The organism is Streptococcus sp. 3.1 (assembly GCF_016648915.1).
GTDB lineage: Bacteria > Bacillota > Bacilli > Lactobacillales > Streptococcaceae > Streptococcus > Streptococcus salivarius_E.
This window is the reverse complement of sequence record NZ_JACLQV010000009.1, coordinates 38,443-63,843: the sequence shown is the minus strand read 5'-3', so window position 1 is coordinate 63,843 and position 25,401 is coordinate 38,443. Positions and strand designations below refer to the sequence as shown.

Annotated in this window: 25 protein-coding genes; 23 read left to right on the top strand and 2 right to left on the bottom strand. The window is 39.9% G+C overall.

Annotated features, from left to right (window positions below; all coding sequences use genetic code 11):
- The first annotated feature begins 14 nt into the window (after positions 1–14).
- Both pflA and H7U02_RS06655 read left to right on the top strand, forming a co-directional pair.
- Positions 15–815 carry a pyruvate formate-lyase-activating protein gene (pflA, locus tag H7U02_RS06660; protein ID WP_002891689.1) on the top strand — a complete coding sequence of 267 codons (801 nt, stop codon included), beginning with the start codon at positions 15–17 and terminating at the stop codon, positions 813–815.
- A 69-nt stretch (positions 816–884) separates the two neighbouring features.
- Positions 885–1,637, top strand: a complete 753-nt coding sequence (locus H7U02_RS06655; RefSeq protein ID WP_004183318.1) for a hypothetical protein — start codon at positions 885–887, stop codon at positions 1,635–1,637.
- A 79-nt stretch (positions 1,638–1,716) separates the two neighbouring features.
- On the opposite strand, the gene H7U02_RS06650 is transcribed toward H7U02_RS06655, so the two are convergent.
- Positions 1,717–2,169: a universal stress protein gene (locus H7U02_RS06650; RefSeq protein ID WP_002884397.1), complete on the bottom strand. Its 453-nt coding sequence runs from the start codon at positions 2,167–2,169 to the stop codon at positions 1,717–1,719.
- 363 nt (positions 2,170–2,532) lie between these two features.
- Between H7U02_RS06650 and H7U02_RS06645 the strand changes: the two genes are divergently transcribed.
- The 11 genes from H7U02_RS06645 to gatB all read left to right on the top strand — a co-directional run bounded on the left by H7U02_RS06645 (position 2,533) and on the right by gatB (position 15,485).
- On the top strand, positions 2,533–3,747 hold the full coding sequence (locus H7U02_RS06645; RefSeq protein WP_004183315.1) for a pyridoxal phosphate-dependent aminotransferase: 1,215 nt from the start codon (positions 2,533–2,535) through the stop codon (positions 3,745–3,747).
- A 267-nt stretch (positions 3,748–4,014) separates the two neighbouring features.
- Complete coding sequence (codY, locus tag H7U02_RS06640; RefSeq protein WP_002884784.1) at positions 4,015–4,800, top strand: GTP-sensing pleiotropic transcriptional regulator CodY; 786 nt, start codon at positions 4,015–4,017, stop codon at positions 4,798–4,800.
- A 65-nt stretch (positions 4,801–4,865) separates the two neighbouring features.
- Positions 4,866–5,417: a cysteine hydrolase family protein gene (locus H7U02_RS06635; RefSeq protein ID WP_073688410.1), complete on the top strand. Its 552-nt coding sequence runs from the start codon at positions 4,866–4,868 to the stop codon at positions 5,415–5,417.
- Between the two features lie 211 nt (positions 5,418–5,628).
- Positions 5,629–7,068 carry a 6-phospho-beta-glucosidase gene (locus tag H7U02_RS06630; RefSeq protein WP_110981254.1) on the top strand — a complete coding sequence of 480 codons (1,440 nt, stop codon included), beginning with the start codon at positions 5,629–5,631 and terminating at the stop codon, positions 7,066–7,068.
- A gap of 171 nt (positions 7,069–7,239) precedes the next feature.
- The gene (locus H7U02_RS06625; RefSeq protein WP_073689521.1) at positions 7,240–8,448 is read left to right on the top strand and encodes a glycosyltransferase; all 1,209 of its coding nucleotides are present in this window, start codon (positions 7,240–7,242) and stop codon (positions 8,446–8,448) included.
- A 3-nt stretch (positions 8,449–8,451) separates the two neighbouring features.
- Complete coding sequence (locus H7U02_RS06620) at positions 8,452–9,333, top strand: glycosyltransferase family 2 protein (RefSeq protein WP_073689522.1); 882 nt, start codon at positions 8,452–8,454, stop codon at positions 9,331–9,333.
- A 50-nt stretch (positions 9,334–9,383) separates the two neighbouring features.
- Entirely contained in the window at positions 9,384–10,682 is a 1,299-nt protein-coding gene (locus H7U02_RS06615) for an accessory Sec system glycosyltransferase GtfB (RefSeq protein ID WP_073689523.1), read from the top strand.
- A complete protein-coding gene (locus H7U02_RS06610; RefSeq protein ID WP_073689524.1) occupies positions 10,663–12,135 on the top strand; it encodes a glycosyltransferase in 1,473 nt (490 codons plus the stop codon). The genes H7U02_RS06615 and H7U02_RS06610 overlap by 20 nt, the downstream gene beginning before the upstream one ends.
- 139 nt (positions 12,136–12,274) lie before the next feature.
- Positions 12,275–12,577, top strand: a complete 303-nt coding sequence (gene gatC, locus H7U02_RS06605; protein ID WP_002884769.1) for an Asp-tRNA(Asn)/Glu-tRNA(Gln) amidotransferase subunit GatC — start codon at positions 12,275–12,277, stop codon at positions 12,575–12,577.
- On the top strand, positions 12,577–14,043 hold the full coding sequence (gene gatA / locus H7U02_RS06600; RefSeq protein WP_110981255.1) for an Asp-tRNA(Asn)/Glu-tRNA(Gln) amidotransferase subunit GatA: 1,467 nt from the start codon (positions 12,577–12,579) through the stop codon (positions 14,041–14,043). The genes gatC and gatA overlap by 1 nt, the downstream gene beginning before the upstream one ends.
- Positions 14,043–15,485 carry an Asp-tRNA(Asn)/Glu-tRNA(Gln) amidotransferase subunit GatB gene (gatB, locus tag H7U02_RS06595; RefSeq protein WP_084915358.1) on the top strand — a complete coding sequence of 481 codons (1,443 nt, stop codon included), beginning with the start codon at positions 14,043–14,045 and terminating at the stop codon, positions 15,483–15,485. The genes gatA and gatB overlap by 1 nt, the downstream gene beginning before the upstream one ends.
- A gap of 106 nt (positions 15,486–15,591) precedes the next feature.
- Here gatB and H7U02_RS06590 read toward each other — a convergent pair whose 3' ends face one another.
- Positions 15,592–15,957, bottom strand: a complete 366-nt coding sequence (locus H7U02_RS06590) for a hypothetical protein (RefSeq protein WP_073690247.1) — start codon at positions 15,955–15,957, stop codon at positions 15,592–15,594.
- Between the two features lie 157 nt (positions 15,958–16,114).
- On the opposite strand from H7U02_RS06590, the gene H7U02_RS06585 reads away from it, so the two are divergent.
- The 10 genes from H7U02_RS06585 to H7U02_RS06540 all read left to right on the top strand — a co-directional run bounded on the left by H7U02_RS06585 (position 16,115) and on the right by H7U02_RS06540 (position 25,388).
- Positions 16,115–17,551, top strand: coding sequence for a 6-phospho-beta-glucosidase (locus tag H7U02_RS06585; protein ID WP_073690246.1), 1,437 nt, complete (start codon positions 16,115–16,117; stop codon positions 17,549–17,551).
- A 54-nt stretch (positions 17,552–17,605) separates the two neighbouring features.
- The gene (locus tag H7U02_RS06580) at positions 17,606–17,863 is read left to right on the top strand and encodes a SemiSWEET transporter (RefSeq protein WP_073690245.1); all 258 of its coding nucleotides are present in this window, start codon (positions 17,606–17,608) and stop codon (positions 17,861–17,863) included.
- 112 nt (positions 17,864–17,975) lie between these two features.
- On the top strand, positions 17,976–18,290 hold the full coding sequence (locus H7U02_RS06575) for a PTS cellobiose transporter subunit IIB (protein WP_003096262.1): 315 nt from the start codon (positions 17,976–17,978) through the stop codon (positions 18,288–18,290).
- 164 nt (positions 18,291–18,454) lie between these two features.
- Positions 18,455–20,431 carry a BglG family transcription antiterminator gene (locus H7U02_RS06570; RefSeq protein ID WP_110981256.1) on the top strand — a complete coding sequence of 659 codons (1,977 nt, stop codon included), beginning with the start codon at positions 18,455–18,457 and terminating at the stop codon, positions 20,429–20,431.
- Between the two features lie 9 nt (positions 20,432–20,440).
- Positions 20,441–20,755, top strand: coding sequence for a PTS cellobiose transporter subunit IIA (locus H7U02_RS06565; RefSeq protein ID WP_003096270.1), 315 nt, complete (start codon positions 20,441–20,443; stop codon positions 20,753–20,755).
- A gap of 29 nt (positions 20,756–20,784) precedes the next feature.
- Positions 20,785–21,291, top strand: coding sequence for a hypothetical protein (locus H7U02_RS06560; protein WP_048790341.1), 507 nt, complete (start codon positions 20,785–20,787; stop codon positions 21,289–21,291).
- Positions 21,292–21,351: 60 nt separating this feature from the next.
- Positions 21,352–22,698, top strand: a complete 1,347-nt coding sequence (gene celB / locus H7U02_RS06555) for a PTS cellobiose transporter subunit IIC (RefSeq protein ID WP_048674742.1) — start codon at positions 21,352–21,354, stop codon at positions 22,696–22,698.
- 89 nt (positions 22,699–22,787) lie between these two features.
- Positions 22,788–23,171: a hypothetical protein gene (locus tag H7U02_RS06550; RefSeq protein ID WP_201042980.1), complete on the top strand. Its 384-nt coding sequence runs from the start codon at positions 22,788–22,790 to the stop codon at positions 23,169–23,171.
- A 158-nt stretch (positions 23,172–23,329) separates the two neighbouring features.
- Entirely contained in the window at positions 23,330–24,373 is a 1,044-nt protein-coding gene (locus tag H7U02_RS06545; RefSeq protein WP_037602457.1) for a 2,3-butanediol dehydrogenase, read from the top strand.
- 97 nt (positions 24,374–24,470) lie between these two features.
- Positions 24,471–25,388 carry a DMT family transporter gene (locus H7U02_RS06540; protein ID WP_201042979.1) on the top strand — a complete coding sequence of 306 codons (918 nt, stop codon included), beginning with the start codon at positions 24,471–24,473 and terminating at the stop codon, positions 25,386–25,388.
- The last annotated feature ends 13 nt before the right edge of the window (positions 25,389–25,401 follow it).

Sequence of the window (25,401 nt, the reverse complement as noted above, 5' to 3'; positions counted from 1 at the left end):
ACAAGGAGGCTGCCATGGCAGAAATTGATTACAGTCAGGTGACTGGACTTGTTCATTCAACCGAAAGTTTTGGATCCGTAGATGGTCCGGGTATCCGTTTTATTGTTTTCATGCAAGGCTGTAAGATGCGTTGCCAATATTGTCATAATCCAGATACTTGGGCTATGGAGTCAAATAAGGCTGTTGAACGTACGGTTGAAGATGTCTTAGATGAGGCTCTTCGTTTCCGTCATTTCTGGGGTGAGCATGGTGGTATCACTGTTTCAGGTGGTGAGGCCATGCTTCAGATTGATTTTGTCACTGCCCTCTTTACAGAGGCTAAGAAGCTAGGAATTCACTGTACGCTTGATACTTGTGGGTTTGCTTACCGCAATACTCCTGAGTATCATGAAGTTGTTGACAAACTTTTGGCTGTAACTGACTTGGTTCTACTGGATATCAAAGAGATTGATCCTGAACAACACAAGTTTGTGACCCGTCAACCTAATAAGAATATCTTGGAATTTGCTCAATATCTGTCTGATAAACAAGTTCCAGTCTGGATTCGCCATGTCTTGGTACCTGGTTTGACAGACTTTGATGAACACTTGATTAAGCTCGGCGAGTTTGTAAAGACCTTGAAAAATGTTGATAAATTTGAAATCCTTCCCTACCATACAATGGGTGAGTTCAAATGGCGTGAGCTCGGTATTCCATATCCTTTGGAAGGGGTCAAACCACCAACAGCAGATCGGGTCAAAAATGCCAAAGCTCTCATGCACACTGAAACGTATCAAGAGTATAAAAATCGTATCGGTGTTAAAACCTTGGATTGAAAAAGAAGCTCTTGACAAGGGCTTTTTAACTTTGTTATTATTTAAGGAGCAATAAAGAGCAGGTAAATTATGTTTCGTATTTTAAAATTTGATGATGACTTTGTTTATCTCAGTCATCCTGACGGGCGACTTAAGAAAATAGATCGCACGCTTTTTGATTTTGATATAAAATTAGGAGACCGTATTGATGTCTACCAAGATGGGGACTTGACCGTTGTTACTCCGGCAGAAGTTCAAACGGACTTGAGCTTAGAGGGAGACAAATCTGTTAAATCACACCTCTTGCAAGGAATTTTAGATCTTTTTCTTGAGACTCTTAATATTCACAACAATCATTTGGGTGACTTGAAGAAGATTTTCACGCAATTATTGATTACACTCTTCATGGCTTGGAGCTTGCTAGGTGTTATTCTGGTTGAGATTCTTCTTTTCGCAGAATCGATTATTGTTTTCCTATGGAGACTCTTAGTTCGTCTTATTAAGTGGATGCATATTAAAGACAACACTAAGGTCTTGATTGATGAGACGCAAAAACGTCATGCTAAGCGTGAGCGTCAAAAAGCTCAAAGACTTGAGCAGGAAAGACGTCGTCAGGAAGAGCTAGAAGAACGTGAATACCTTCGTGAAACAGAACGTCAAAAGGAACTCATGATTGTTGAAGCTAGCCTTAGTCAGGAAGCAGAGCGTGAGAGCCTTTCAACTAGCCTTGCTTTGGAGCAAGCAGGTGCCTCAAGTCAATCTGCTAGTGAAGACTTGGTCGAAGAAAGCCAGTCAACTTCAGAGTCTGAAGTGATGTCTGAATCAGCAAAGTCTGAAAAATAGAACAAAAAAGAACTGAGAGTTAAAATCTCAGTTCTTTTTTTTGTATGAGAAAAGCACCAGAGGTGCTTGTGAGAGGTGACTAAAGTGTTTTTTCAGAGTCACGAACAATGAGCAAGTCAACTTTTGCGTGACGGAGAATGTATTCAGAAGATGAACCAATAAGCAAGCGTTCAAAAGTATTGAGACCAGTGGCACCAACCATAATAAGGTCAACATTTTCCTTATCAGGGATATCAACAGCCAAGAGGCTCTTAGGATTACCGAACTCAATAACTTTGCGAATCTTGGTTAAACCAGCTTCTCTGGCTTGGCGTTCAAAGTCAGCCAAAACAGCTTTAGCTTCGTCTTCTAGTTTTTCATAGATATAAGAGTCGAAAGTCGCAACGCTTTGAAGGGCGCGTGTATCGATAACGTGTACCAATAGTAACTGAGCATTATTACGTTTTGCAACGTGCACACCTTTAATAAAGGCCAGTTCTGATTCGTAAGAACCGTCGACAGCTACCATAATACGTTCATATTGTTGAGACATAAGCTCTACCTCCTATCTTTAGCTTTATTATACTCCTTTAATTTAAAAAATGAAAGCGTTGTTATGGATTTTCTGAAATCTTTTTTTGACTGCTTACTTTAGGATGTCCGTAGTAATGTGAAGATTTCAGTATTATCTAAAAATTGAAGATTGCATGAAAAAGAGGTATAATACAATCTGTTATTAGCTTCGTAAGAAACATGATAATTAAACAATAGGAAGACAAGTCTTCAGAAATGATACCAAATGGCTGAGCCTAAATAAAGTTGGTGTCAATAAAAGTGGAAATCCCCATCAGGTGTTGAATTTTCTTATTTTCTGCTAGATGTATCTGCTTTTAGTATCTTTTGAAAGGATTAACTTATGAAAACATTTGATAAATCATCAAAGTTGGAACACGTTGCCTATGATATTCGTGGACCAGTTTTGGATGAAGCCAACCGTATGATTGCTAACGGTGAAAAGATTCTTCGTCTTAATACGGGAAATCCTGCGGAATTTGGCTTTACAGCACCGGATGAAGTCATTCGTGATTTAATTATGAATGTTCGTAACAGTGAAGGGTATTCGGATAGTAAAGGGATTTTCTCAGCTCGTAAGGCGATTATGCAGTATTGCCAGTTAAAGGGATTCCCAAATGTAGATATTGATGATATTTATATTGGTAATGGTGTTTCAGAGATGATTTCCATATCTATGCAGGCCTTGCTTGATGATGGAGATGAGGTCTTGGTCCCAATGCCAGATTATCCTCTTTGGACAGCCTGTGTCAGTCTAGCAGGCGGTAATGCCGTACACTATGTATGTGATGAAAAATCTAACTGGTATCCAGATATTGATGATATCAAATCAAAGATTACATCAAATACTAAGGCAATTGTAGTCATCAATCCCAATAATCCTACAGGTTCGCTCTATCCTAAGGATGTTCTTGAACAGATTGTTGATATTGCTCGACAAAATGATTTGATTATCTTTGCGGATGAGATTTATGACCGCTTGGTTATGGATGGTAAGAAACATACTGCAATTGCTAGTCTTGCACCAGATGTCTTCTGCGTGTCTATGAATGGTCTTTCTAAGTCTCACCGCATCTGTGGTTTCCGTGTGGGTTGGATGGTTCTCTCTGGACCTAAAAAGAATGTCAAAGGCTATATTGAAGGGCTTAATATGTTGGCTAACATGCGTCTCTGTGCCAACGTGCTCTCTCAACACGTTATTCAGACTTCACTTGGTGGCTACCAATCCGTTGATGAGCTCTTGATTCCTGGTGGGCGTATCTATGAACAACGTGAGTTTATCACGAATACCGTAAACGCTATTCCAGGGCTATCAGCTGTTAAGCCAGATGCAGGGCTTTACATCTTCCCTAGGATTGACCGTAACATGTATGATATTGAAGATGATGAAGAATTCTGTCTTCGTCTCTTGAAGAAGGAGAAGGTTCTCCTAGTTCCAGGTAAAGGCTTTAACTGGAATGAACCAGATCACTTCCGTATTGTCTATCTTCCTCGAGTGGAAGAGTTGGCTGATCTCGGTAATAAAATCGAACGAGTCTTGTCATATTACAAGCGCTAATTCCTTAAAAAACTGGACAATAAGGCTCGTCCGGTTTTTATTGTTTTTAAAAGGGGGATATATTTGAGCAAAATCTGAACATTCTCCCTAAAAATGCCATAATATACTTAATATAATGAATAGTAGAATAATAAATAATTTTCAGACAATTGTTTGCAATTTCTGGGTTAAGTGTGCTATAATGATAGGGCTAGTGAGTCTTGACGCAGAAGATTAGTACAAGGCTTGATATTATTATGACTACAATAGAAAGTGAAGACAATAAATATGGCAAATTTGCTGGCTAAAACACGTAAAATTACATCTATCTTGCAACGCTCAGTAGACAGCTTGGAAGGAGATCTTCCATACAACAACATGGCTGCTCAATTGGCGGATATCATTGATTGTAACGCTGCTATCGTTAATGGTGGTGGTGCTCTCCTTGGTTTTGCCATGAAGTACAAAACCAACAATGATCGTGTGGAAGAGTTTTTTGAAGCTAAACAACTTCCAGAAGAATACACACGTGGTATCAGCCGTGTTTATGATACTCAAGAAAACATTGGTATTGACAGTGACTTGACCATTTTCCCAGTGGAGTCAAAAGATGACTTCCCAGATGGTTTGACTACAATTGCCCCTATCTATGGTGGTGGTATGCGTCTTGGTTCTTTCATCATTTGGCGTAACGATCATGATTTTGTGGATGAAGATCTTATCTTGGTTGAGATAGCCTCTACGGTAGTTGGGTTGCAGTTGTTGAACCTTCAAACAGAGAACTTGGAAGAAACGATTCGTAAACAAACAGCTATTAACATGGCTATTAATACCTTGTCTTACTCAGAAATCAAGGCAGTTTCAGCTATCTTGAATGAATTGGACGGTTTGGAAGGTCGCTTGACAGCATCTGTTATCGCTGACCGTATCGGAATTACGCGTTCAGTTATCGTTAATGCCCTTCGTAAGTTGGAATCAGCTGGTATTATTGAGAGTCGTTCACTCGGTATGAAAGGGACTTATCTTAAAGTCCTTAACGAAGGTATCTACGACAAATTGAAAGAATACGAATAAGAAGAATACTGAAAGAGAGTGAGGTAGGAGGACCTGCCCCACTTTTTTTAAAAGGAGAAAGTAGCATGACAAAGGCATTGATATCAATTGATTACTCTTATGATTTTGTGGCAGATGATGGGAAGTTGACGGCTGGTAAGCCTGCCCAAGCCATTGAAGATCGTATTGCTCAGGTAACTCAAGAAGCCTATGACAATGGGGATTATATCTTTGTTGCCATGGATCGACATGATGAAGGAGATACCTTCCATCCTGAGACTAAACTCTTTCCACCTCACAATATTGCAGGGACATCTGGGCGAGAACTTTATGGTAAGTTAGCTGGTGTATATGATGCCATCAAGGACGACCATCGTGTCTTTTGGATGGACAAGCGACACTATTCAGCCTTTTCCGGAACGGATTTAGATATTCGTTTACGTGAGCGTCGTGTGACGACAGTTGTTTTGACAGGAGTTTTAACAGATATTTGTGTGTTACATACGGCCATTGATGCTTATAATTTGGGCTATGATATCGAGGTGGTAGAGAGTGCAACAGCCTCCTTGACGCCTGAAGCTCATGACTTTGCTATCGGGCATTTTAAAAATGTGCTTGGAGCAACAATTGTGGAGTAAGAGATAGTTCTTACTCTTTTTTTGATAATTGTAATAATGAGGAGTGGTTTGGGAGTCAGCTCTTATCGAATGTGGGAATCTGCCCTACTCTCAATTTTTTTGTCTAAAATCATAGGATAGTATCAGTTTTCCGTAGTTTACTATAAGAAAACGATTACAGGCTATTGTATACTATTACCATATTAAGTCGAAAGATATAGGAGGTAGAATAATGACTAAAAAATTAACTTTTCCTGACGGATTTTTGTGGGGTGGTGCGACAGCAGCTAACCAATGTGAAGGTGCCTATGATGCTGATGGGCGTGGTTTAGCCAATGTTGATGTGGTGCCAATTGGTGAGGATCGCCTTTCGATTATTACTGGACGTCGCAAGATGTTTGATTTTGAGGATGGTTATTTTTATCCAGCTAAGGAAAGCATCGATATGTACCACCGTTACAAGGAAGATATTGCTCTCTTTGGTGAAATGGGCTTTAAGACTTATCGACTTTCTATTGCTTGGTCACGTATTTTTCCTAAGGGTGATGAGGCTGAGCCAAATGAAGCTGGGCTTGCCTTTTACGAGGACCTCTTCAAGGAATGTCACAAGCATGGCATTGAACCTTTGGTGACGATTACACACTTTGATTGTCCAATGCACTTGATTACCGAGTATGGAGGATGGCGTAATCGTAAGATGCTTGGCTTCTATGAAAATCTTTGCCGTACCCTTTTCACACGCTTTAAAGGTTTGGTTAAGTACTGGCTCACTTTCAATGAAATCAACATGATTCTCCATGCCCCATTTATGGGAGCAGGACTCTGCTTTGAAGAGGGTGAGAATGAGGAGCAGGTTAAATATCAGGCTGCTCACCATGAGTTGGTAGCCTCAGCTATGGTGACGAAATTGGCTCATGAGATTGACCCTGAAAATAAGGTCGGTTGTATGTTGGCAGCAGGTCAATATTATCCAAATACAGCCCATCCACGTGACTACTGGGCAGCTATGCAAGAAGACCGTAGTAGCTATTTCTTTACTGATGTTCAAGCTCGTGGAGAGTATCCAAATTATGCTAAGAAACAGTGGGAACGTGATGGCATTGAGCTTGAGATGACGGAAGAAGATTTGGCCCTTCTTAAAGAGCATACTGTTGATTTCGTTTCCTTCTCTTATTATGCAAGTCGTGTGGCTTCAGGTGATCCAGAGGTTAATGAAAAGACTGCTGGCAATATCTTTGCCTCTATTAAAAATCCATATTTGGAAGCTTCAGAGTGGGGTTGGCAAATTGACCCACTAGGCCTTCGTATTACCCTCAATGCTATTTGGGATCGTTACCAAAAGCCGATGTTTATCGTTGAAAATGGTCTTGGTGCTGTGGATACGCCAGATGAAAATGGTTATGTTGAAGACGATTACCGTATCGACTACTTGGCTGCCCACATCAAGGCTATGCGTGATGCTATTAATGAAGATGGTGTAGAGCTTTGGGGCTACACAACCTGGGGCTGTATCGACCTTGTTTCTGCTGGAACTGGTGAAATGAAGAAACGTTATGGCTTCATCTATGTGGACCGAGATAACGATGGTAATGGTAGTCTTAAACGCTCTAAGAAGAAATCATTTAACTGGTACAAAGAAGTTATCGCAAGTAACGGTGCCTCTGTAGAATAGTGCATTTGAGTTGTGTGCTGGTCTGGCTATAATTTTACGAATCTAGCAAGCACAGAAAGCAAATTGATCTCCGATTGAAGTCAGCCTTTGGGCTGGCTTTTTTGTAAGGGGTAGAAATTGTAATGTTTTCTAAAAAATGATATTCTTATTAGAGTTTGAGAGGAAGAAAACATGGGTAAAAAATCAGTTGTATTTGTAGCTGAGCTATCCTATATGGAAAAGTTAGAGGTAGCTCTTAAATCTTTGTGTGCACATCAAGGGCAGTGGAAAATTTATGTGCTAAATGAGAATTTACCAACAGAATGGTTTACGCTAATGAATCGTCGTTTAGAGGCTATTGATTCTGAAATTCTTAATTGTCGTGTGTCTGCAGAAAGCTTTAAACAATTTTCGCTTCCAAGTGCGCATATTCATTATGCGACTTTTTTCCGTTATGCGATACCTGAGTTTGTTCAAGAAAATCGTGTTCTCTATTTAGACTGTGACATGATCTTCACGCAGGATTTGTCACCACTTTTTGAAGTAGATCTGGGCGGATTTGGTATTGGAGCGGTAGTGGATCGTCCAACGACGACAGATGGTTTTAACGCTGGTTTGATGATTATTGATACCGATTGGTGGCGACAACACAAGGTGACAGAGTCTCTTTTTGAATTAACTAAGGAACATCACCAAAATGTTTATGGGGATCAAGGGATTTTGAATCTTTATTTTAAAGACGCCTGGCACCAACTTCCATGGACTTATAATCTCCAAGTAGGCTCTGACAAGGATCAGTACAGATATGGGGACTTGGATTGGTATGATGTTTTTAAAGGGGTGCCAGCGGTTATTCATTACACCTCTCACAATAAACCTTGGACCTCTAAGCGTTTCAATCGTTTCAGAGATATTTGGTGGTTTTATTATGCCCTATCTTGGGAAGACATCTTATTGAGAAAGCCATCCTTAAAGCTTAGCTTTAGTGATATGGTCGGTGATTTTCCTTACCATACGACTATTTATACTAATACGGCAGACATCTTTGAATTGGAACATTTACTGCAGGCTCTTCCAGATGTAGCTTTTCATGTTTTGGCTCATTCTCATTTCGGGTTTAATTTGGTGAAATTGGAGCAGTATCCAAACCTTATTCTCTATCCGTCCTTTGATCCATTGACCAGTCGAAAGGTTTTGGAAAAAATAGATTTTTATTTGGATATCAACCCATTTGACGAGGTTGATCATATCACAGAAACGATTCATCAGTTGGGTCTTCCAATTTTCTCTTTTGAAGGGACCAATCATGACCACACTGGAAAAAATCAAGTGTTCAAGAATGACCAAGTAGACCAAATGGTAGAGGCAGTTCGAGACTATATAGATACGATTGAGAGATAGACCATGGAAAATAAAGAAGTAGTTAGTATTGTGATTCCCATTTATAATGTGGAAGCTTACCTGAAGCAGTGTTTGGAAACGATAGTGAATCAGACTTATTCAAACCTTGAAATCATTCTTGTCAATGATGGTTCTCCTGACAATTCAGAGGAGATTTGCAAGGAATTTTTCAAGCGAGACCAACGTATTCGCTATGTGCGACAAGTTAATGGGGGCTTATCTGCAGCCCGAAATACAGGAATTGACTTGGCCACAGGTGATTACATCACTTTTGTAGACCCAGATGACTGGGTAACAGAGGATTATGTGGAGACCTTATACACTCAGCTTAAAAAGTATGAAGCAGATGTTTCTATTGCTAACTATAACTTGTTCAATGAGAGTACAAGTAAGTTTTTGATTAAGGTAACGGAGAACGATTATTCTGAAACCCTCTATGAAGGAAGAGATATCATAGATCAGGATGCCATTCAAGAGACACGAGATATGGCTTGGGCTTGTGCCATGATGAAACTCTACAAGATTTCCTTATTCGAGGATCTTCGTTTTCCTGTTGGTAAGAATGTCGAAGATAACTTCCTTATGTATAAACTATTGTTAAAAGCAAATCGTGTTGTCCATACTGAAAAATGTATCTACTGGTATCGAGTGGGACGTAAAGATACGCTGTCACAGGTCTGGACTGAAAAGCGTGTTTTAGATGAGATGGAAGCCAAAAATGAAAAATTAGCTTTGCTAGGTATGTTGGGCTATGATTTGACCTGGCACCGTTATATTTATAAGACGCGTCTAAAACGGGCGATTGAAAAAATGGAAGAAGCTAATCTTCAAGATACTGAGACCTATATGACGGCACAGGTTAACTTGAGATTTTTGGAGCAATAAAGGTCGAGGGTTAAGCTATTTATAGCTTGGATTAGTCAGAAAGGATAACTATGCTCATTATTGCACAAGAACCCAGTCAGGCAACGGAAAAACTGAGAAGATCACTAAACTCCTTTGGTATTCAGTCGCGTGTGTTTTACACGAATTTTGAAACGGATATTGATAAGGACACTATTAGTTTAGCATCGTCATTTATTTATTCCTCTGAGGAAGATTATCAAGGGAAACCACTCTTTTTTAACAATTTGTCAGTTCCTCTATATTGGGAATTGTGGACTTTGGGGATTACGACCTATATTTTTGATGGTCAAGACCGTCGTGCTAGTGTCATTTTTCGTGACAATCTAAAGGAACGTACGGTCAAACAAGTCCAATGGTTTGGACAAGGGGAAAAAGTTCTTGCGATAGACGATTATAATCGCTATGGCTGGCGTACCAAACAGCGTCTTCTGGATGATCAGGGACAAGGCATTATGGATATTTACTTTAATCGTAATCAAGAAGAGGTCTTGCTTCACTATATTCAAGATGGGTACTTGATTGATCAGGGATCTGAAGGAAGAGATAGGATTTTCTTGGGTAGGGAAGAATTAACTAAGGCTGTTTTGAATCGAATCCTAAAGTCAGACGAAGCTATCATCTGTATGGATTCCAAACTAATCTCGATTTTGCAGACCTTGAATGCTAATCGTCTGGTCTATTGCTCCGACAGTCATGATGGTCTTGAGTTTATTCAAAATCAAGTGAATCATGTTTTGATTACTAATTATTATCCACAAGAGGAACGTAGGTCAGGCATGATTTATTTAGCCGGTGCGGAACAAGAAGGTTCTCAGACTTTTGTGCCTCAGGCTATGGTGATGACTGCTTCTGAAAATATTGAGGGACTAGCTGACTTGGTTGATGCTTTTCCGGATATTGACTTTCACATCGGAGCCCAAACTAGTATGGGACCTAAATTGACTTGTCTCGAAGATAAGGGAAATGTCCATCTTTACCCAGGGATTCGTCAGGAGAAATACCAAGAGCTACTAAGGAAATGTTTCATTTATTTAGACTTGAATTATGGAAGTGAAGTGTCTGATGCAACATTGGATGCGATTGAAAATGGGCAGCTACTTTATGGCTTGGAATCAACGGTTCATCGTCACTACTATAAGGACTTACCAACGGTCTATACTTCCTTAGAGGAACTAGAGCAAGATTTCCGACAACTCTTACAGCAACCAGAGTTTTACCCTAAGTCTCTTGAAAGTCAGAAAGAGGTTTTGAAACTCGCCGAGAGAGAAGAAATCTTAGCTTTCTTTACTAGATTGAAGGGGGAAGAAGATGACAATTTACACCTTTAACCTATTGGTGGGCTTTGAGCCTAATGGTGTGGATGTGGCCCAGGCGTCGAGAGCTTTGATGCTACGTGAATTAAATGAGCCTGCTAAGTTTGTCTTTACGACCTGGCCACAACCCTATAAATTAGACTATTATCTTTCTTTAGGGCATCGCTACGAGGAACTCCTCCATGCCTATCTTAGCTTTACAGATCAAGACAGTCATATCCCATCCTTGACAGTGGGGGCCTTACAGCAAAAATTTAAGTTGACACGTCTAGATTTGAAGAGTCAAAGCGAAACAGACTCTGTTTATGTCTGTTCTGATGGCACTTCTTTAGTCTTCAAGATGGATTCCTACCAAAAAGGTTGTGTGCGGTATGTGGATTACCACGTCAATGGTATGCTTTTAAAGCGTGAGTGGTATGGAACAAGTAAATTAGTCACAGAATACTTTGAAAAAGGCATTACCATCAGGAGAAGTTATCACAATAAAGATGGTCGTATCGCCTTTGAAGAACTCAAGCAAGGGACCAGCTGGTTATATAGGTTGGGAACTGAGATTTTAGTAACAAAAACAGAGGTCATGCGTCGTTTTCTAGCAAGACTTCCGCTGACAACTGCGGATACCTTGTTGCTGGATAGGGCCTCCTTGATGGAGTTTATGCGACCGATTTATGAATTGGATACACCTGCAAAGTTAGGCTTCGTTTTTCATTCAGAGCATGAGTTTGAAAATGGCGACCTCTACTATGAGTATTATTACATCTTTAAGTACGCCCAACGTTTTGATTTCTTCATTACAGCTACAGAGGCACAAAAGGCTGTTTTAGAGAATACCCTGAAAAAGCAAGGTGTAACAGATGCTAGTATTCATGACCTAGCAGTGGGACATTTGGATAACCTTAGTTTTCCAGAGGAGCAGAGGAATCCTCTTAGTTTGATGACGGCTTCGCGATTGGATCCACGTAAACGCTTGGATTTAGCTATAAGAGCAGTCGCCCTTGCTCATGAAAAAGAGCCAAATCTTCACTTTGACATCTACGGCAAAGGTGGCGAGCAAGAGAATCTACAAGATCTGATTGATACTCTTGGGGCCGGTGACTTCATCCAACTTCGGGGTCATGCGGATTTGCGTGATGTCTACCCACAGTATGAACTTTATGTCACCGCCTCTCAGTGGGAGACCTTTGGCTTGACTCTGATGGAAGCGGTGGGAGCAGGTCTAGCCTTGGTTGGTTTTGACGCCCGTTATGGCAATCCAACTTTCATCAAAGATGGTAAAAACGGCTTTCTGGTTCCTTATAGCGAAACTATGGATGAGAACCTACTTGTTTCTCAGATGGCAGACAAAATTGTATTTGCCTTAGAAAGTGATCTTGAGTCTATGCACCAAGTCTCATATGACCTGGCAAAACAGTATTTGAAACCAGAAATCCTAGAGGCTTGGAGAAAGCTCTTGATAGCCATACGATAAGTGTTTTGAAAAAGCTCTATCTCTGTAAACTGTAGTAACAAAAAAGTTACTACAGTTTTTTTATCCTCCAAGCAAAATAGGCCTAATTATGGTAAAATAGAACGTATTGAAAAATCATCATTTCACGAAAGGAAGCAAGATGAAAATTACGCAAGAAGAGGTAACCCACGTTGCCAATCTTTCAAAATTGAAATTCTCTCCAGAAGAGACAGCTGAGTTTGCGACAACCTTGTCGAAGATTGTCGACATGGTGGAATTGTTGGAAGAAGTGGACACAACTGGTGTGGCCCCAACAACGACTATGGCTGATCGTAAGACCGTATTGCGTCCGGATGTTGCTGAAAAAGGGACAGACCGTGACCGCTTGTTTAAAAATGTACCTGAAAAAGATAACTACTACATCAAGGTGCCAGCTATCCTAGAAGATGGAGGAGATGCCTAATGTCATTCAACAATAAAACCATTGAAGAGTTGCACGACCTCCTTGTCTCTAAGGAAATTTCAGCAACCGAATTGACACAAGCGACACTTGACGATATCAAGGTGCGTGAAGAAGCGGTCAATGCCTTTGTGACGGTGGCTGAAGAAGCAGCACTTTCCCAAGCTAAGGCTATTGACGAAAAAGGAATTGATAAAGATAACCTCCTGTCAGGGATTCCACTCGCTGTCAAAGACAATATCTCAACAGATGGTATCTTGACGACTGCGGCTTCAAAAATGCTCTACAACTACGAGCCTATCTTTGATGCGACAGCTGTTGCCAATGCAAAAGCCAAAGATATGATTGTCATCGGGAAGACCAACATGGATGAATTTGCTATGGGTGGATCTGGTGAAACATCTTACTATGGGGCGACTAAAAATGCTTGGGACCACAGCAAGGTACCTGGTGGATCTTCTAGTGGTTCAGCAGCTTCTGTCGCTTCAGGGCAAGTTCGTTTGTCTCTTGGTTCTGATACCGGTGGTTCTATCCGCCAACCAGCTGCCTTCAACGGGATTGTTGGTCTCAAACCAACTTATGGAACTGTTTCACGTTTCGGTCTTATTGCCTTCGGTAGCTCACTTGACCAAATTGGTACCTTCTCACCAACCGTTAAGGAAAATGCCCAATTGCTCAATGTCATTGCCAGTGAAGATGCCAAAGATTCGACTTCTGCACCTGTTCGTGTAGCAGACTTTACTTCTAAGATTGGTCAAGATATCAAGGGCATGAAGATTGCCCTTCCAAAAGAATACCTTGGGGAAGGAATTGACCCAGAAGTCAAAGAAACTATCCTTAGTGCAGCTAAGCACTTTGAGAAATTGGGAGCAACTGTCGAAGAAGTCAGCCTGCCTCATTCTAAATACGGGGTTGCCGTCTACTACATCATTGCTTCATCTGAAGCTTCATCAAACTTGCAACGTTTCGATGGTATTCGTTATGGTTTCCGTGCGGAAGATGCCAAGAACTTGGAAGACATCTATGTGAACACTCGTAGCCAAGGCTTTGGTGATGAAGTCAAACGCCGTATCATGCTGGGCACCTTTAGTTTGTCATCTGGTTACTACGATGCTTACTACAAGAAAGCTGGTCAAGTCCGTACCCTCATTATCCAAGATTTTGAAAAAGTCTTTGCGGATTACGACCTCATCCTTGGTCCAACAGCTCCAAGCGTGGCCTTTGATTTGGATTCGCTCAACCATGATCCGGTTGCCATGTACTTGGCGGACTTGTTGACCATTCCAGTTAACTTGGCGGGTCTTCCAGGAATTTCGATTCCTGCAGGTTTTGCGCAAGGACTTCCAGTTGGTTTGCAGTTGATTGGTCCTAAGTATTCGGAAGAGACCATCTACCAAGCCGCAGCGGCCTTTGAAGCAACAACGGATTACCATAAGCAACAACCCCTTATTTTCGGAGGTGACAATTAATGAACTTTGAAACAGTCATCGGACTTGAAGTCCACGTTGAATTGAATACAAACTCAAAAATTTTCTCACCAACCTCTGCTCACTTTGGAAACGAGCAAAATGCCAATACCAATGTGATCGACTGGTCTTTCCCAGGGGTGCTTCCTGTCTTGAACAAGGGCGTTGTGGACGCTGGTATTAAGGCTGCTTTGGCCCTGAATATGGATATCCACCAGCACATGCACTTTGACCGTAAGAACTATTTCTACCCTGATAATCCAAAAGCCTACCAAATCTCACAATTTGACGAGCCAATTGGTTACAATGGGTGGATTGAAGTGCAATTGGAAGACGGCTCAACTAAGAAAATTGGGATTGAACGGGCCCACTTGGAAGAAGATGCCGGTAAGAACACCCACGGAACAGACGGTTTCTCTTATGTAGACCTCAACCGTCAGGGGGTGCCATTGATCGAGATCGTCTCTGAAGCAGATATGCGTTCTCCAGAAGAAGCCTATGCTTATTTGACAGCTTTGAAAGAAGTCATTCAATACACAGGTATTTCTGACGTCAAGATGGAAGAAGGATCAATGCGGGTCGATGCCAACATTTCCCTTCGCCCATACGGTCAAGAGGAATTTGGTACCAAGACGGAGTTGAAAAACTTGAACTCTTTCTCAAACGTCCGTAAAGGTCTTGAATACGAAGTGGAGCGTCAAGCGAAAATCTTGCGTTCAGGTGGTGTTATTCGTCAAGAAACACGCCGTTATGATGAGGCCAACAAGAGCACGATTCTTATGCGTGTCAAAGAAGGGGCAGCGGATTACCGTTACTTCCCAGAACCAGACCTTCCCTTGTTTGAAATCTCAGATGACTGGATTGAGGAAATGCGTACATCATTGCCTGAGTTTCCAAAAGACCGCCGTGCTCGCTATGTGGCAGAGCTTGGCTTGTCTGACTATGATGCCAACCAATTGACAGCTACTAAGGTCACATCTGACTTCTTTGAAGCAGCCGTAGCCCTTGGCGGAGACGCTAAACAAGTGTCTAACTGGCTCCAAGGTGAAGTCGCTCAATTTTTGAACGCAGAAGGTAAAACGCTTGAAGAAATCAAGTTGACACCAGAAAACTTGGTTGAAATGATTGCCATCATCGAGGATGGAACCATCTCTTCTAAGATTGCCAAGAAAGTCTTCGTTCATTTGGCGAAAAACGGTGGAGGTGCGCGTGAATACGTCGAAAAAGCTGGATTGGTACAGATTTCAGACCCTGAAGTCTTGATCCCAATCATCCACCAAGTCTTTGCAGACAATGAAGCAGCTGTAGCCGACTTCAAGTCAGGTAAACGTAACGCTGACAAGGCCTTCACAGGCTTCCTTATGAAAGCAACCAAAGGCCAAGCCAACCCACAAGTAGCTCTTAAACTACTTGCCCAAGAATTGGCGAAGTTGAAAGAAGAGTAATAGATAAAAAACCAGCCGAGAGGTTGGTTTTTTATCTATTATTAGGGTATACAAAAACTCCTAACGAGTGGAGTTCGTAGGAGTTTTTGAAAAAGACTAAGTGGCTTTAGAAATGAGGAAGAGCTGAAGCAACCTTCATTTCTTCAGGAACAGTGACAATAACTTGATGAGCTTTTAAATGATATTCATCAATAATCCATTGACGAAGTTTTTCTTTAGAGACATTAGCAGTTCCTCGGAATTCATGTCCGTTATCATGGACAGTCCAGTCTCCCATTTTCTTAAAATCAGTATTCTTAAGTAAGTCAGGGTATTGATCTAGCTCTTTAAGATGAATAATAGTAAAGGTATTACTATTACGTACAATGACGTTTTTCTTCAAAGTCTTACTTAAGTACCAGAAGAGTATAGCAACAGCGCTAACTCCAACAACAAGTCCTGCAAAAGCAATTAAAAACTGTATGAAATTCATATTATTGCCTCCTTATGAGACATAGTATACTCTTTATCTAAAACGTTTTCAAGCAAAGGATGACCTATTACTTTCCGTAGTATTATGGAAAAAGAATGCGTTTTCATTACCGCTTATGGAGTTTATAATAGAAGTATCAAAGTCAGGAGGAAAAACGATGACTACTTTTAAAGATGGATTTTTGTGGGGTGGTGCTGTTGCTGCTCATCAACTTGAAGGTGGATGGCAAGAAGGTGGTAAAGGAATCAGTGTTGCTGATGTGATGACTGCTGGTCGTCATGGAGTTGCCCGTGAAATTACCCCGGGAGTTTTGGAAGGTAAATATTATCCAAACCATGAGGCTATAGATTTTTACCATCGTTATAAAGGAGATATTGCACTTTTTGCTGAAATGGGATTTAAGTGCTTCCGAACATCGATTGCCTGGACACGTATTTTCCCCAAAGGTGATGAGTTAGAGCCCAATGAAGAAGGTTTGCAATTTTATGATGATCTTTTTGATGAGTGCTTGAAGTATGGAATTGAACCTGTAATTACGTTATCTCATTTTGAGATGCCTTATCATTTGGTTACAGAATACGGTGGGTGGAAAAATCGAAAATTGATTGATTTCTTTGCTCACTTTGCGGAAGTCGTATTCAAACGTTATAAAGATAAAGTTAAATACTGGATGACCTTTAATGAAATCAACAATCAGGCCAATTACCAGGAAGATTTTGCACCATTTACGAACTCTGGTATTGTATATGAGGAAGGTGACGACCGAGAAGCTATTATGTATCAAGCAGCACACTATGAGTTAGTAGCTTCTGCTCGAGCAGTAAAAATTGGTCATGAAATTAATCCAGATTTTCAAATTGGTTGTATGATTGCGATGTGTCCTATTTATCCTGCAACTTGTAATCCTAAAGATATTTTAATGGCTATGAAGGCTATGCAAAAACGTTATTACTTTACTGATGTACATGTTTTGGGGAAATATCCTGAACACATTCTCAAGTATTGGGAACGTAAAGGAATCTCAGTTGATTTTACAGATCAAGATAAAGAGGATTTACTTAGAGGAACAGTAGACTATATTGGATTTAGTTACTATATGTCTTTCGCTATCGATTCTCATCGTGAGAATAATCCTTATTTCGATTATCTTGAAACAGAAGATTTAGTTAAAAATAATTATGTTCAGGCATCTGAGTGGGAGTGGCAGATTGACCCAGAGGGCTTACGTTATGCATTAAACTGGTTTACTGATCACTATCATTTGCCACTATTCATTGTTGAAAATGGTTTTGGTGCTATAGACCAAGTTGAAGCAGATGGCATGGTTCATGATGATTATCGGATTGATTACCTAGGGGCTCATATTCGTGAAATGAAAAAAGCTGTAGTTGAAGATGGTGTTGATTTGATGGGATATACTCCTTGGGGCTGCATAGACCTAGTTTCAGCTGGTACCGGTGAGATGAGAAAACGTTACGGATTTATCTATGTGGATAAAGATGATGATGGACAAGGGACTTATGAACGCTCACCAAAGAAATCATTTAATTGGTATAAAGAAGTTATTGCATCTAATGGTGCAACGGTGGAATAAAACTAAGAAGCTGGGTGTATTCCCAGCTTCTTTAGTAAACATAGGAGAATAAATATGATTGGTAGTATTGCAGCAATTTTAACAACATTTGCCTTTTTGCCGCAAGTTGTGCGTTTGGTAAAAACAAAAGATACTGAATCAATTGCCTTAGGGATGTATGTTATGCAGGTTATTGGTATTGCTTTGTGGCTTGCTCATGGCCTTCATATTGGTGACTTACCTTTGATTTTGGCTAATAGTGTTTCCTTTTTACTATCTGGTATTATTTTGATTTATAAATTAAAGACAAATAATTATTTTCCGTATCGTTGAGGAAAAATCAGAAATGGTAATTGTAAGCGCTTTATTTTATAATTAAAGTGTAAATAAGAAGTAACCCAATCAGGTATCAATTTGATGGGATTAGATTAAAGGAGAAAATCTTATGGCAAAAGCATTGATTATTTGTGCAGCTGGAATGTCCTCATCACTTATGGCAAAGAAAACAACTGAGTTTCTAAAGGGGAAAGGTCAGGATATTGAGGTTGACGCTATTAGTGCCACTGAGGGCGGAAAAGCTATTGCAGCATCAGAATTTGATTTATACCTTGTAAGTCCTCAAACAAAAATGTATTTTAAACAGTTTGAAGAGGCAGGGGCTAAAGTCGGAAAACCAGTTGTTCAAATTCCACCACAAGCTTACATTCCAATTCCAATGGGAATTGAAAAAATGGCTAATTTAATTGTAGAAAACATCTAATTTTTGTTAAAGAAATAGTGTAAAAAAATAGATGTTAGTTAATATTATCTGTTGACTAGATTATAAATGATTCATAATGTAACTTATGCTCGATAAAAAGAAGTAAAGGTGTGAAAATATCCTATAATAGAAGGTGAATATATCATTTTTAGGAGGATATGTGATTGTCAAAAACTAGGGAAAAAAGCATCCTTCAATTCTTGATAAAGCATAGGGAACGTTATGTTACGAGTAAAGAGCTTGCTGAATACTTGTCCTGCTCGGATAGGACTGTACGTAGTTACTTAAAATCAATTGATCAAACCTTAAACCTTCAAGGTGTTAGCTTAGTATCAAAACAAGGACAAGGTTATAGACTGTTTTTTGAAAGCCAAGAAGCTTGCCAAACTTTTCGTCTGATTTATGAATTAGGAGATGATTATAATACAAAATCTTCCATGTCCCAAAGTGATGATCGGCTAGCCTTCATTTTAAATAAGCTCTTGTTTGAACAGGTTCCAGTTCTTTTTGATGATTTAGTTGAGGAGCTATATGTCAGTCGCTCAACCTTGTCTAATGATTTTAAAAAGATACGCCAGATGCTGGCTGAGTATAACCTAACTATAGAAAGTAGAGCGAATAAAGGTGTCTACGTTTCTGGTGAAGAACGAGACAAACGTCGCTTTATTATGAGTTATTTCTTGGAGAACCAGTTTTTTAAAGCATTGCACTCTTATGTGAAATCAAATTTTTTTGACCAAAATCTTCCATTAGAGGAATTGGCAAAGATTGTTTTAGAAGAATGTCAGGAAGCCAATCTAAAGTTGTCGGATTTTGTTTTACAAAATTTAGTTGTTCATATAGCTTTAGCAATAGGCCGTATCAAGTCTGGTTTTGAAATTAGTAACTTAGATTGTCAGATGGCAGATAATGATATTGAACGCCGGGTTGCTAAGAGGATTCTTTCAAGAGTTAGCGAGGTAACCAATCAGGAATTTCCAGTTCAAGAGATTGATTATGTTACCCTACATCTGTTAGCTAAAAGTCAGTTGCCCCAAAACAATCAAACAGAGTTTTCTAAAGAGGCACTGAGAGACTCGGTGGTCCAAAGCTTTAAAACCTTAGGGTTAGAGGACATATATCACTTTTCTTCGGATTTTCAACTTATTGAGAGTCTTATAACTCATTTGATGACCTTACAGGTACGTTTAGCCAGTCATATTAATCTTAGTAATCCATTGGTAGATGAGGTTAAACAGAATTATAGTGACGTATTCTTCATGACCAAGGAAATTCTTGCAAATATGGAAGCTTTTTCACAGGCTACTATATCTGATGATGAAATAGTTTATGTCTGTCTTCATTTCTTGGCTGCCATCGAACGTCGAAAAGAAAACCATAAATTTTCAGTATTGGCGATTTGTGCGACAGGTTTTGGAGCTGCTCAAATGCTCCGAAATCGCCTTGAATCTGAGCTTGGGAATCGTATAGAGGTGGTTGATGTCATAGGTTACTATGAGTTGAACCAAGAAAAGATAGAGGGGATTGATTTTATTGTATCGGCTGTTGATTTATCGAACCTTTACTTTCAGATACCAGTTTTTACGGTGAGTGTCTTTCTTAAATCCGAGGAAATATCTCAGATTCGTCATGCTATGAATCAGATGCAAGTCTCGAAAATTAGGAAACGTTCAGAAGTAGCCCCTATTGAAGACGACAATTTTAAACAGTACTTTAGTCAATATAACTTCTTTGTTTGGACGAAAGGCGATAAAACACGACTATTGGAAGAAATGGTTGAAGGTCTATCTGTCGGTGAATCAGATGATTTCAAACAATCTTTACTTTACGAAATTAAACAGCGTGAGGCATTAAGTTCAGTTGTTTTTTCCAAAAGAGTCGCGGTTCCACATCCCATTAGACCTTTGGGGAAAGAAGTTAAAGTCTCGGTTGCTATCTGTCAAGAACCTGTATCTTGGGATAGTCAAAGCTCACATATTCAACTTGTTTTTCTTTTATCACCATCATTATATGGAAATGATGGATTGAAGGATGTGACGAAGAAAATAGTTTCCTTAACAGAAAATGATGACTTACAAAAGCAATTAATTAATTGCAAGAAATTTGAAGAGTTTATTACAATATTCGAAAAAATAACATAGGAGGTTCGTATGAATCAAGAAGAACTACAGGTTGCAGCCTTTGAAATTATTCTTCATTCAGGTACTGCTAGAACAGAAATTCATGAAGCGTTTGCTGATATGCGAGAAGGTCGCTTTGACGAAGCAGAAGCTAAGTTAGACCATTCAAATGAAGAAATTTTAGAAGCACACCATGCACAAACAAAACTTTTGCAAGACTATGCAAGTGGTGTGGAAATCAAGATTGAAATTATCATGGTGCATGCTCAAGACCATTTAATGACCACAATGACTCTATTGGAAGTGGCAAAAGAAATGCTAGTTCTTCATAGAAAGGTTGGCTAAATAGATATAGTTAAACAAGGAGGAAGACAATGACAAAAAAAGAACAACTAGAAATCGAGCGTCAACGTCGGGAGACAGCATTAAAAAATACTTTCTTTAATCGTTACCTTCTTCTACGTTATACAATAGCACTCTTCTTTTTTGGCAATATTTATTGGCTTTTGAATCAATTTATTCGTCCTTCTTTTGTTATTGTTCTCCCTGTTACGTTAATTGTATTAGCGATTTTGGCTACTGTTGAGCAGTTTCGATTGTATGGCAAGCGTGATGAACGTTTGAAAGTGACTCAGATGTTTGTTCGCTCGCAAGCTGTTATTCAGGTGGGACTACTTGTTCTAACTTGGACAAGTCTGTTTACAACTCTTTTCCCAATTTTCGAAAATAATCAAGCTGCACGTTTCTTTGTTTTTGTCATTCTTTTACTAGGCTTGGGTCTATGCTTGCTAAATCTTAAAAGAATTCAAGAAATATATGAACGTAAAGATAAGGCTTATCAACGCTTTATCCAGTTAGAAAAGAGTTCTATAACCTTATAACATCTTTTAAAAGGATTGCTATTGAAATAAATATATAATTATTATTAAGGAGGTCCGATTATGGATCAACAAAACGGATTGTTTGGTTTCCTTGAAAATCATGTCATGGGACCAATGGGAAAACTTGCCCAGTTTAAAGTTGTACGTGCAATCACGGCAGCAGGTATGGCAGCTGTACCATTTACTATTGTTGGGTCAATGTTCTTGGTATTTAGTATTCTGCCACAAGCTTTCTCATTCTGGCCAATTGTAGCTGATATTTTCTCAGCTTCATTTGATAAGTTTACTTCTCTATACATGGTTGCTAACTATGCTACTATGGGTTCCCTCTCTCTTTACTTTGTTCTCTCACTTGCTTATGAGTTAACTAAAATCTATGCAGAAGAAGAAGAACTAAATATGAATCCTCTTAACGGTGCTCTTCTTGCGCTCATGGCGTTCATTATGACAGTTCCACAAATCATTTTTGACGGTGGAATGATGAAAGCTGTAGGTAGCCTTAAAGAAGGTGCAGTCGTTGTTGACGGTTGGGCAATGGGCAATGGCGTTACTCGTTTTGGTACTACTGGTATTTTCACAGCTATTATCATGGCTATTGTGACAGTTCTTATTTATCGTACATGTGTAAAACGTAATTGGGTTATTAAAATGCCTGAAGCTGTTCCAGAAGGGGTTTCTCGCGGATTTACAGCCTTGATTCCAGGATTCGTCGTTGCATTTGTAGTTATCTTTATTAACGGTGCACTCGTGGCGTTGGGAACTGACATCTTTAAAGTTATTGCTATTCCATTTGGGTTTGTTGCTAACCTAACTAACTCATGGATTGGATTAATGATTATTTATCTTTTAACTCAACTCCTCTGGATTGTAGGGATTCATGGTGCTAACATTATCTTTGCTTTCGTTAACCCTATCGCACTTGCTAACATGGCAGAAAATGCTGCTGGAGGACACTATGCTGTAGCTGGTGAGTTCTCTAACATGTTTGTTATCGCTGGTGGATCAGGTGCAACTCTTGGTCTGTGTCTCTACATTGCTTTTGCTGCTAAGTCAGAGCAACTCAAAGCGATTGGACGTGCCTCAGTTGTTCCAGCATTGTTCAACATTAATGAACCTTTGATTTTTGGTTTGCCAATTATCTATAATCCAGCATTAGCGATTCCATTTATCTTAGCTCCAATGGTTACAGCTACTATTTACTACTTTGTTAATGCATTGCATTTGATTAATCCTGTTATTGCACAAGTTCCATGGCCAACCCCAGTGGGAATCGGGGCCTTCTTAGGAACAGCAGATCTCCGTGCTGTCTTAGTTGCTCTTGTCTGTGCAGTTGCTGCCTTCCTTGTTTACTTCCCATTCATTCGTGTTTACGATAAGAAATTGTTGAAAGAGGAACAAGAAGCTTAATTTATGATTAAAGATCTTAACTTTGTTAAGGTCTTTTTTGTTATACTAATGGTATTCAATAAAACATCTATTAAGTAGGAGGCAACCCTATGAACAAATTCTTAAGAGTCCTATTTATCCTAGTCATCCTGGCCATGACTGGTGCCATTATTTTTCAGCTATTTTTCCCAACCTATATGGGAAGTCATTCAGGATATGGCATTTCCGTTGGCTGGCAGAGAGAGATTGGTATTTGGAATGTGGCGGTTCTGGTCATCCTCCTTGCCGTTAATCTCAAATACGATTGGTTTTATCTGAGAGCTGTACTGATAGCTTTGATTATTGGAGGCCTGGGTATTGGGACCAATCATTTCCTTAGCTATCTTCAACATCATCACTCAGTCAACGCCATAGGTGCTCTTGAAAATTATCTTTTAGTCCTTGGCTGGGTTGTAGGTTGGTGGCTAGAGGTGTCTCGAATCAAAAAGAAATAAGGTAACTATTGTTTAGATTAGGGAGGTACTTCATAGGATACTTCCCTTATTTTTTTGGTCTCTTTTTCCTTGACAAGTAAAAAGAAAACGTTTACAATTTGATGTATAATGTTTCCTGAAAAGAAAACCAAAAATTGTGAAAACAAGGAGATCATCATATGGCTACTATGAAAGCAGCTCGCTGGCATGCAGCGAAAGACGTTCGTATCGAAGAAGTGGAAGTACCTGAAGTACAGCCTCATCAAGTAAAAGTGGCAGTCAAGTTCACAGGAATCTGTGGTACAGATTTGCATGAATATTTGGATGGACCAATCTTCATTCCAACAGAAGAACATGTGTATTCTGGTCAAAAAGCACCGGTTACTTTGGGACATGAATTCTCTGGTGAGATTGTAGAAGTCGGAAGTAATGTGACTCGTGTCAAAGTTGGCGATCGTGTAACCATCGAACCAATTCTTGCAGAGCACAACTTGATTGGCGATTATAACCTTGATCCAAACTTGAACTTCGTCGGCCTCGCTGCAGATGGTGGTTTTGCGAAATACTGTGTCCTTGATGGTGATCTTGTCCATGTGATTCCAGATAGCTTGAGCTATGAACAAGCTGCTCTTACAGAACCTGCTGCTGTAGCTGTGTATGCAGTCCGTCAATCTGCTTTGAAAGCTGGGGATACAGCTGTTATCTTTGGCTTGGGTCCAATTGGTCTTTTGATCGTTGAAGCCCTTCGTGCAGCAGGCGCATCAAAAATCTATGCGGTTGAATTGTCTCCTGAACGTCAAGCGAAAGCAGAAGAATTGGGAGCAATTGTTGTTCGCCCAGAAGAAGGGGAAACAGTCGTAGAGGCTATCCATCGTTTGACAGGAGGTGGAGCAGATGTTTCTTACGAAGTTACTGGGGTTCCGGTTGTTTTAGGCCAAGCCCTTGCAGCTGTTCATAAAGCTGGGGAATGTATGGTCGTATCTATCTGGGAACGTGAAGCCAGCATCAATCCAAATGAATTCGCCATCCAAGAAAAATCTCTCAAAGGAATTATTGCCTACCGTCACATCTTCCCTAAAGTTTTGGAATTGATGGAACAAGGCTACTTCCCTGCTGATAAATTGGTTACTAAGAAAATTAAATTGGAGAATATCGTTGAAGAAGGTTTTGTTGAATTAACCCAAGATAAATCTCAAATTAAAATCTTGGTTCAACCAGAATAAGTTTATAAATGTCGAATGAATAGATAAAGGTCGAAACCGTTTTGTTTCGACCTTTTTGTGTTACAATAACAGAAACAAATAGATTTGGGAGGCGACTATGTCAAAGACGCTAAAAGGTAGTCTGATGGTCATAACTGCAGGAATTGCCTGGGGATTTTCAGGAGTTTCTAGTCAATACCTAATGGCTCATGGTGTTAATGTCAATCTTTTGACGAGTTTACGTTTGCTTCTGTCTGGTATTTTACTAACGGCTTCGGTCTTTTTTAGGCAGCGAGACAAATTAGTACAAGCTATTAAAGATAGAAAAACCTTAGTAAGTATCGCCTTATTTGCTCTCTTTGGTCTGGTACTAAATCAGTACGCCTATCTTAGTGCTATTCAATACACTAATGCTGGGACAGCGACGGTCTTGCAGTATGTCACCCCAGTTATCATCCTGGCTTTTGTATGTGCAAAATATCGTAGGTTCCCAACAGCAGCAGAGCTAGTGGCGATTATCATGGCTATTGTGGGAACCTTTACCATCGCAACGCATGGTCAGATAAGGGAGCTGGCGATTACACCTCTGGGCTTGTTCTGGGGTCTCTTTTCGGCGGTGACCTATGCACTTTATATCTTACTGCCTGCTAAGGCTATTGAAAAATGGGGTAGTTTGATTGTCATTGGTTTAGGCCTGTTGCTCGGTGGTTTAATCTTTCCGATTGTTATCCAAGCCTGGAAGTATAAGCTTCCTTTGACTGGCGGCAATCTCTTAGCGCTTTTTGGTTTGGTCTTCATTGGGACAGTCTTTGCTTACACTGTTTTCCTTAAGGGGACAATCATGGTTGGAGCTGTCAAAGGGAGTCTCTTGGCTTCGGTAGAACCTGTAGCGTCGGTCATTTTGACCGTATTAATTATGGGGGACCGCTTCTTTGCCATTGATGTGGTCGGAATGTTTTTAATTGTTCTTGCTGTTATCATCATATCGCTTAAGAATTTAGTTGCCCTTAAAAAACAAGAAAAAATTCAAAGATAAGAATGGAGCCTGA

What these genes read in the sequence shown, in the direction of transcription:
- pflA (WP_002891689.1), top strand. Translation starts at nt 15, where the DNA reads ATGGCAGAAATTGATTACAGTCAGGTGACTGGACTTGTTCATTCAACC.
- H7U02_RS06655 (WP_004183318.1), top strand. Translation starts at nt 885, where the DNA reads ATGTTTCGTATTTTAAAATTTGATGATGACTTTGTTTATCTCAGTCAT.
- H7U02_RS06650 (WP_002884397.1), bottom strand. Translation starts at nt 2,169, where the DNA reads ATGTCTCAACAATATGAACGTATTATGGTAGCTGTCGACGGTTCTTAC.
- H7U02_RS06645 (WP_004183315.1), top strand. Translation starts at nt 2,533, where the DNA reads ATGAAAACATTTGATAAATCATCAAAGTTGGAACACGTTGCCTATGAT.
- codY (WP_002884784.1), top strand. Translation starts at nt 4,015, where the DNA reads ATGGCAAATTTGCTGGCTAAAACACGTAAAATTACATCTATCTTGCAA.
- H7U02_RS06635 (WP_073688410.1), top strand. Translation starts at nt 4,866, where the DNA reads ATGACAAAGGCATTGATATCAATTGATTACTCTTATGATTTTGTGGCA.
- H7U02_RS06630 (WP_110981254.1), top strand. Translation starts at nt 5,629, where the DNA reads ATGACTAAAAAATTAACTTTTCCTGACGGATTTTTGTGGGGTGGTGCG.
- H7U02_RS06625 (WP_073689521.1), top strand. Translation starts at nt 7,240, where the DNA reads ATGGGTAAAAAATCAGTTGTATTTGTAGCTGAGCTATCCTATATGGAA.
- H7U02_RS06620 (WP_073689522.1), top strand. Translation starts at nt 8,452, where the DNA reads ATGGAAAATAAAGAAGTAGTTAGTATTGTGATTCCCATTTATAATGTG.
- H7U02_RS06615 (WP_073689523.1), top strand. Translation starts at nt 9,384, where the DNA reads ATGCTCATTATTGCACAAGAACCCAGTCAGGCAACGGAAAAACTGAGA.
- H7U02_RS06610 (WP_073689524.1), top strand. Translation starts at nt 10,663, where the DNA reads ATGACAATTTACACCTTTAACCTATTGGTGGGCTTTGAGCCTAATGGT.
- gatC (WP_002884769.1), top strand. Translation starts at nt 12,275, where the DNA reads ATGAAAATTACGCAAGAAGAGGTAACCCACGTTGCCAATCTTTCAAAA.
- gatA (WP_110981255.1), top strand. Translation starts at nt 12,577, where the DNA reads ATGTCATTCAACAATAAAACCATTGAAGAGTTGCACGACCTCCTTGTC.
- gatB (WP_084915358.1), top strand. Translation starts at nt 14,043, where the DNA reads ATGAACTTTGAAACAGTCATCGGACTTGAAGTCCACGTTGAATTGAAT.
- H7U02_RS06590 (WP_073690247.1), bottom strand. Translation starts at nt 15,957, where the DNA reads ATGAATTTCATACAGTTTTTAATTGCTTTTGCAGGACTTGTTGTTGGA.
- H7U02_RS06585 (WP_073690246.1), top strand. Translation starts at nt 16,115, where the DNA reads ATGACTACTTTTAAAGATGGATTTTTGTGGGGTGGTGCTGTTGCTGCT.
- H7U02_RS06580 (WP_073690245.1), top strand. Translation starts at nt 17,606, where the DNA reads ATGATTGGTAGTATTGCAGCAATTTTAACAACATTTGCCTTTTTGCCG.
- H7U02_RS06575 (WP_003096262.1), top strand. Translation starts at nt 17,976, where the DNA reads ATGGCAAAAGCATTGATTATTTGTGCAGCTGGAATGTCCTCATCACTT.
- H7U02_RS06565 (WP_003096270.1), top strand. Translation starts at nt 20,441, where the DNA reads ATGAATCAAGAAGAACTACAGGTTGCAGCCTTTGAAATTATTCTTCAT.
- H7U02_RS06560 (WP_048790341.1), top strand. Translation starts at nt 20,785, where the DNA reads ATGACAAAAAAAGAACAACTAGAAATCGAGCGTCAACGTCGGGAGACA.
- celB (WP_048674742.1), top strand. Translation starts at nt 21,352, where the DNA reads ATGGATCAACAAAACGGATTGTTTGGTTTCCTTGAAAATCATGTCATG.
- H7U02_RS06550 (WP_201042980.1), top strand. Translation starts at nt 22,788, where the DNA reads ATGAACAAATTCTTAAGAGTCCTATTTATCCTAGTCATCCTGGCCATG.
- H7U02_RS06545 (WP_037602457.1), top strand. Translation starts at nt 23,330, where the DNA reads ATGGCTACTATGAAAGCAGCTCGCTGGCATGCAGCGAAAGACGTTCGT.
- H7U02_RS06540 (WP_201042979.1), top strand. Translation starts at nt 24,471, where the DNA reads ATGTCAAAGACGCTAAAAGGTAGTCTGATGGTCATAACTGCAGGAATT.